This window comes from Microvirga sp. P4_G7 (genome assembly GCF_056401005.1).
On the sequence record NZ_JBFUKD010000259.1, the window covers coordinates 1 to 4,838 of the forward strand.

3 protein-coding genes are annotated in these 4,838 nt (G+C 61.7%); 2 read left to right on the top strand and 1 reads right to left on the bottom strand.

Annotated features, from left to right (window positions below):
• The coding region (locus AC1DT3_RS12290; RefSeq protein WP_477465536.1) for an ABC transporter permease subunit at positions 1 to 856 on the top strand (856 nt) is incomplete at its 5' end.
• Positions 857 to 865: 9 nt separating this feature from the next.
• Positions 866 to 1,618 carry a glycerophosphodiester phosphodiesterase family protein gene (locus AC1DT3_RS12295; RefSeq protein WP_477465537.1) on the top strand — a complete coding sequence of 251 codons (753 nt, stop codon included), beginning with the start codon at positions 866 to 868 and terminating at the stop codon, positions 1,616 to 1,618.
• 21 nt (positions 1,619 to 1,639) lie between these two features.
• On the opposite strand, the gene AC1DT3_RS12300 is transcribed toward AC1DT3_RS12295, so the two are convergent.
• Positions 1,640 to 4,838, bottom strand: a 3,199-nt coding sequence (locus AC1DT3_RS12300) for a translocation/assembly module TamB domain-containing protein (protein ID WP_477465538.1), incomplete at its 5' end; no start/stop codon positions are given.

Sequence of the window (4,838 nt, forward strand, 5' to 3'; positions counted from 1 at the left end):
CGTGTGCCTGCCGCTCTATTTCGCCTTCATCGCCGGGTCGCTGACAATGGAAGAAGTGCAGCAGGTCCCGCTTCCGTGGCTACCCGGCGGTCACTTCATCGAGAACATCACGACGGCCTGGCAGAAGGTGAATTTCGGCCGGCTGCTGTTCAACTCCTTCGTGGTGGCGACCGGAATAACGATCGGCAAGGTAGCGATATCGCTGCTCTCGGCCTTCGCCATCACCTATTTCCGATTTCGCTTCAGGATGCTGGCGTTCTGGCTCATCTTCACGTCGTTGATGCTGCCGGTGGAGGTCCGCATCGTGCCGACATACGAATCCATCGCCAACGCAGCGCTGCCCGTCCAGTGGATCGTCGATACGCTCTCGCTGTCGTCAGTCTGGGAATGGCTGACCGGCAATCGGGTCGAAATCGCGCTCGAATGGAACATGCTGAACACCTATCAGGGTCTCATCCTGCCGTTGATCGCCTCTGCTTCGGCCACGTTCTTGTTCCGACAGTTTTTTCTCACCGTACCGGATGAGCTTCTCGAAGCATCGCGGCTCGATGGCGCTTCCGCCTTGCGCTTTTTCTGGACGATTCTTCTCCCGCTCTCGCGTTCGAACATCGTCGCCTTGTCGATCATTCTCTTCCTGTACGGGTGGAACCAATATCTCTGGCCGCTGCTCTTCACGACGGACAAGGATATGGCGACGGCGGTGATCGGGGTGAAGCATCTGATTCCGCGTTCTGATACCGAGCCGAGCTGGAATCTCGCCATGAGCGGCGCGCTTCTCACGATGCTGCCGCCAGTTCTCGTCATTCTCGTCATGCAGCGATGGTTCGTGAAGGGCCTCGTCGACAGCAGCAAGTAGGATTTCACCATGGTGATGATCATCGGCCATCGCGGAGCGCGCAATCTGTGGCCGGAAAACAGCATCGAAGGTTTTCGAAAACTCGTCGCCATGGGCGTGGAGGGTGTGGAATTCGATGTCCATCAGACCAGCGATGACGCGATTGTCGTAATCCATGATCCGACACTCGAGCGCACCACGCTCGGTTCGGGTCCTGTCGGTGAGAAGACTGCGGCCGCGTTGCATGCAATAGCATTGCGTGACAGCAACGAATGCATTCCAAGTCTCGACGACGTCCTCGCAGTACTGAAAGAGGCTCGCCTGGAGCTGCACGTCGAGATCAAGACGGATGCCGTTGGCAACGCCTATCCCGGCCTCGAGTCCCGCGTGATCGCCGCACTCGAACGCTATGACCTGATGGAGCGTACGATCCTGACCTGCTTTGTGCCGGAAGTGCTGGAGACGGTGCGAAAGGTGAGGGAGGACGCGCGTGTCCTGATCTCGCTCGATCGCCGGTCTGCCGAGATGATGGGCGGCATCGCGCGCGCGTTTGACCGAATCGACAGGATTCCAGGATGTTTCGTTGCGGTGGAGAAAGCTTTGCTTGCGCAGACCTTTGAGTATTGCGTGTCTCGCATCGGCCCCGAGCGGCTGGGCGCTTGGGTGACGAACGATGAAGTGGACATAGCGGACTGGATGAGCCGTCCGATCCGGCAGATCACGACCGATCGCCCGGATCTAGCTTTGGCATTTCGCCAGGCGCGGAAGGTTGCCGTCGTCTAGATCCGTCGTATCTACGGCCCTTTAATATTCCCACTCGGCTCCAACACCAACCGAGGTGTCGCCCGTGGCGCCAACCTCGCCTTGAATCCGAATGCGCTTGGTGACATCGATGTCGACGGAGATGCCGCTGTCTTCCGCCGACGCTCCTGCTTTGACGCCGACGCTGACCCGGTCGCTGATCGCCCGGGACAGGCCGACCGTCGGCCCGCCTTCTGCGCCGAGCGATATGTCGAGATTGTCGACGCCGAGCGATCGCCGCAGTTTTTCGAAGACGTCGTCGCCGCCTCCGCCGGAGAACTGCGCAGCCGCCTGCGCGAGCTGCAGTGCCTGCGTGGCCGAGAGGCCGCCGGACGGAGACGAGAACAGAATCTGCGACAACACTTCGTCCTGCGGAAGGGTAGGATCCGATGAGAAAGCGAATTGCGGTGCGTTTGCCGGCCCCGTCACGGCGATGTAGGCGGTGACGTCGTTCGAGCGGGTTTCAGCGACGAAGTCCAGCTCGGGAATCAGATCGCCTGTCAGCGACACACGGCCGCGTGTGAAGTCCAATCGTTTGCCGAGAATCGCAAGGCGACCGCGCCTGAGATCGAAGGCGCCGATCGCGATCGGTTGGGCCAAGGTGCCGGTCAGTCTGAGATCGCCGCCCAGCTCCGCATCGATGCCACGTCCGCGCACAAAGATGCGGCTCGGTGCGGCAATCGTGAGATCGAGAACGGCGTTGAACGGGGGAGCACGCCGCTGCGCTTTCTTGATCTGCGCGGCCAATGCGAGACGGGCGGCAGCCTCTCGCGTAGGATTGATATGTTTTGTTCCGGCGATCGGTCGCGAGATCGTCGACAGACTTTCCGGTACCCGCACTTCCATGGAGACAATGCCGATCTGTCCGGCAACCCGAGGATTGCGCGCAAGCGGACCCGAAAGTGTCAAGGAGAGGTCAGCGGCGGCCGTCACAAGCGAATTGGAGACGAGCTGCGCGCGTTGTCCGGCAATTCTGATGTCGCCCGGAAATCCAGCAGCGGGATTTGCGTCGACACGACCGCTCGCTGTGAGAGATCCCCCGCTCGGCGTCACCGCGGACATTCGCTCGATTGTAATATCCGTTCCCCGCACCGCGATGCGACCTTGAATACTTTGCAGGCGAATGCCTTGCTCGGCATCAGTGAAGCTCCCGTTGCTCAAAGTCAGCGAACCGTCGAGCGATGGTGCTCTCATGGTTCCGCGAGCCCGCAGTTCGAGGGCCGCTAAGCCCGTGACGCGTCGTCCAGAAACCGAGAGAAGGCTGTTTGCAAGTCCGAGATCGATCCGCCCCTGCGCCGTCAGATCGAGCGCACCGCGATCGGACAACGGCACGCTGCCGCTCGCACGCAACGAACCCGCTCGACCGGCCTCGAGCGTGCCCGAGAGCGTCGTACGGCCGTCGGCGAGACGTCCCTCCGCCGTCACATCGAGTGGCGGCAGGCCGAGATCGCGTGTCTGCGGAAGTCCGATGCGAGAGGCACGCAGGCGCCAATCGCCTGTCGGCGCGCTTGCGATACCTGTCACGCGCGCATCGCCGGAAACGGTTCCCGTAAAACCGCTTCCGGGAACGATAATGTCGGCTGCGCTCAACGGAACTGCCTGCCCATTCACCCGCAGATCGAGGGTCGAGCCGATCTTGCCATCGACACTGATCCGACCGGAATCGACGGCGATCGTCACGCCTTGAACGACGACCGCGCCGTCGGCAAATACCAACGACGCAGGCTGCGCCAGCGCGATACGGCGATTGCCTCGCTGTGCGACAAAAGACGCGATCTCGAAACGGATTGGTTCGACTGGAACGAGGCGCCCCTTCGCATCGAGATTGAACCCGCGGGCCTCCGCCGAGAGCGAGAGATCGCTTCCGCCGGGGGCTCCGTTCGCACTCAGCCGGATCTGTGAGAACGTCTCGCCTGCGATCGTCGCTTGGTCGATCGCGATTCTCCCATCGATGACCGGTTTCCGGTAAAGGTCGATCATTCTCCCATTGGCCGTCAACTTGGTGATGATCGTCGCGCCCGCGCGAAGTCGGTCTGCCTTCGCATCGAAGGTCAGATTTTGGCGCCCGTCCGCGGCATCGAGTTCGATGTTGGCGGAAATTGCGCCGGAGAGACGCGTCAGCACGAGTGGAGAAAGGTCGTCGAGATCGCGGGCGTCGAGGTTGATCTTTCCCGACATGAATCCCTGTCCGTCGATCGCCGCGTTGCCGTTGGCGGTCACAGAACCTATGACGATCGCCATCTCGTCCGCGCGCCAGCCACCGTCGGCAAGCTTGGTGAGATGGAGTTTTCCGTCCGCGGGCTTGCGGTCGACTTCGCCGGAAAGCGCCAATCGCGCATCGAGGAGTCCGGTCAAATCGCGGATCGCCGCATCGAGTTCGAGATGCGGGATCGGACGATCCAGCGCGCGTGCATCGCTTATGATAGCACGGATATCGGCGTTGGGATGCGCACGTGTCCCGGTGAGATGCGTGACCAGCTGTCCCTTCCCTTTTAGGCGGGCGTSGGCGTGCCGCAGTTCGGGGATGTCGATCGTCGCTTGGAGGTCAATCCTGTCCTGAAGCGCATCGCCCGTCACTCGAGCGTTGACGTGATTGCCCGAAATGTTCAGGGGCTGGAACGTCAGATCTCCGTTGCGCAGGACCGTGATTATGCCCGACATGGACAATCGTCCGTCGACCAGTCCGTCCACTGGCACCATGCCGGTTGCGAAGCGGGTCGCCTCTCCATTGAGCGATGCGCTCGTCGGCCCCTTGGAGAGAAGCCCTTTCACCTCCGCGTTGGCCTTGAGAGAGCCGCGGAGTGCAAGCGAGGCGATGTCGCCGAAGCGAGAGAGATCTGCGGCATTGACCTGCAGCGCTCCCATCGCATCCTGTGTCCCGAGCTGGCCGGTATACTCGGCCTTTACGGTCGGCGTTGACAATTGCGCAGTGTGAACATCGGTCGCTCCGTCGCGAGCCGCACTTGCGCGGAAGGTCAGTTTCAACGTGTCGCCGACGGCTGTCGCGAGTGCGGCGTCAGCCAGCGCGACGCCCGATGCGTCCATATCTGCCGCAATGTCGATCCGCGTGGACGGTTCGGAGACGGGTCCGTTCGGCAACGCGGAAAATGTTGCGTCGAGTTTGGCAAAGCGTCCTATCGGARGCGACGCATTCTGCGCTGCGAGCACGCCGTTCACCCGAGGCGCGTCGAGGGACCCCGAC